Raw genomic sequence first — 2,089 nt, forward strand, 5'->3', positions numbered from 1 at the left:
GCTCGCGGGTCATGCGGGGACTGCCGTAGGTCTCATGGGAGAGAATAAAGGCCGAGTGGATGTGAGCCAGCAGCACCAGATCCTCCCTCTGGCGCGGACCGGCCGGACGAGAGCGCCAGGCGAAATAGCCGCTCTGGCTCACTTCGACGACCTGGCACAGACGGGTGACGGGGAAGTTCTCTTTCGCCGCATCGATGAACTGAAACTTCATCGACTTCCCTCCTTGGCGAAAAAAGCCGTTGCCCGTTTGAGGATCTCCCGCTCCTGGCGCAGGATCTCGTTCTCGCGCCGCAGCCGCTTCAGCTCGGTGGCCATGTCCTCCTGGCGCTCCTCGGGCAGGTCATCGATCTCGCGCTCGCGACGGCGATCAATCCAATGGTGCAGCGTCGACAGGCCAACCCCGAGATCCGCGGCAATCGCCCGTCGGCTGCGGCCGCTGGTCAAAGCGAGCCGTACAGCCTCATCCTGAAACTCTTTCGTAAACCGTGTCTGGGGCATGGAGATCCTCCTGCGTCATGAGAGGTTCTCCAGTTTTTCGGAGCAAGTCGAAGCAGCTTATCGAGCGTGATGTGGAGCAGCACTGGCACCTGATGATGACCGATGCCAGAAAGCGCTTGGAGCAGTGCCAGAAGAGCCCGTGATCCTCTGCGATGTCAATTGAACCTGTGCTTTGCTGAGAACCAGGACCATGCTTAGGCCAAAGGAACACTATGGAGCGCCTGCCCGATCCGCTACTCTAGGTCTGCGGCCTCCCATGGCTGGTTCGTAGGACCACCCCGATCGCGAGGCCCGAACTCTAGCCAATGTGGGACCTGCCTAGCTACGCCGGCGTCCCCGTTCAGCTGTAAACTACCATCATGGGTTTGGTTGGAGGCCGTAGGCCATGCCGCAGCATCCCCATCATGACCAAGCGGCGGAGTACCGCCGACAGGCGCAAGAGATCCGGACCATGGTTCAGAAGCTCTCGATCGACGAGGCACGCGAGCAACTCCTCGAGACAGCCGAGCGCCTTGAGAGGCTGGCGGAGGAAGAGGAGCGTAAGGCTCAGGCCAACAACTCCAGGCCAAAGCGTCAACCAGAGACATAGTTTCAAGAGCCGGTCCGTGAAAGCCGCTGCCTCAACCGCGAGAAAAGAGCAGCGGGCTGCCAGTTTCCGACAATTCCTGATGGAATCATGGTGGTTGTATGTTCGGCAACGGCGTATAATTGGCTATCGCCGGCTTGAATGATCCGGGCACCGACGGCTGGGAGATGCGTGTGCTTCCGCCGGCAAGGCTTAGGAGCTTCCTATGCCCCGTTTTTATGACACCTGCGCAGGACCGATTGAGGGTCTCTATCTGGCTCCCATCGCCTGGGAGGTGCTGCGGAGAGAGAACATCCAAACCCTTGACCAGCTCAGGGCGAATGCGGACCAGCTTGAGCAGTTCGATGGCATTTCGGACAGGATGGCGGAGCTGATCAGACTAGCGCTCGCCTATGTCGCCCCATTTGAAGAGCAGACAGCGAGCACAATGCATTACGACTCGTGGAGCGCGTAGTTCCGATCTGTATTCTCGTTCACTGTTGCGACTATAGGGTCTGTAGCTCCTCGCTGATNATTACGACTCGTGGAGCGCGTAGTTCCGATCTGTATTCTCGTTCACTGTTGCGACTATAGGGTCTGTAGCTCCTCGCTGATGGCGGGAATGTCTACCAGGGCGGTGTTCTGCGCCCTCTTCGCGGCCCAGTAATCCTTCCAGGCTTGGTGTCTCTGTGCGGGTGCGATCGATCGGCTGTATCGGCCGCCCTCCCATACCCCCTTACGCTCGCCAGACCGTGTGCCGCTGCCAAGCGCACCACCATGGAGGAGAGCATGAGGTTTTGTGGGGCGGCTTTAGTATGCCTAATGACGGCCCTCATTGAGAGGCCGGTAATCGTGTCGCGATGGGAAGCTCCCTTAATCGCTTCATCACCGAGTGTCCACGAAACCTCATGCTCTCTCGGGCAGTCGCATTCGCATCACAGGGCAGCTCATCGATGCCGCGAACGGAAAGCATATTTGGGCAGAGCGCTACGACAGGCTGCTGGAAGATGTCTTCGCAGTCCAGGA

The 2,089-nt window shown here is 59.1% G+C and carries 2 protein-coding genes and 1 pseudogene; 2 read left to right on the forward strand and 1 reads right to left on the reverse strand.

Translation table 11 applies throughout. The annotated features are described in order from the left end of the window. A pseudogene (locus tag KHP60_RS24775) lies at nucleotides 1–498 on the reverse strand (transposase); the annotation flags it as partial. 385 nt (nucleotides 499–883) lie between these two features. Between KHP60_RS24775 and KHP60_RS24780 the strand changes: the two are divergent. Then, complete coding sequence (locus KHP60_RS24780) at nucleotides 884–1,087, forward strand: hypothetical protein (protein WP_213566927.1); 204 nt, start codon at nucleotides 884–886, stop codon at nucleotides 1,085–1,087. A gap of 202 nt (nucleotides 1,088–1,289) precedes the next feature. Then, complete coding sequence (locus KHP60_RS24785) at nucleotides 1,290–1,538, forward strand: hypothetical protein (RefSeq protein WP_213566928.1); 249 nt, start codon at nucleotides 1,290–1,292, stop codon at nucleotides 1,536–1,538. Nucleotides 1,539–2,089 lie beyond the last annotated feature (551 nt).

Source organism: Microvirga sp. 3-52 (assembly GCF_018383585.1).
Classification (GTDB): domain Bacteria; phylum Pseudomonadota; class Alphaproteobacteria; order Rhizobiales; family Beijerinckiaceae; genus Microvirga.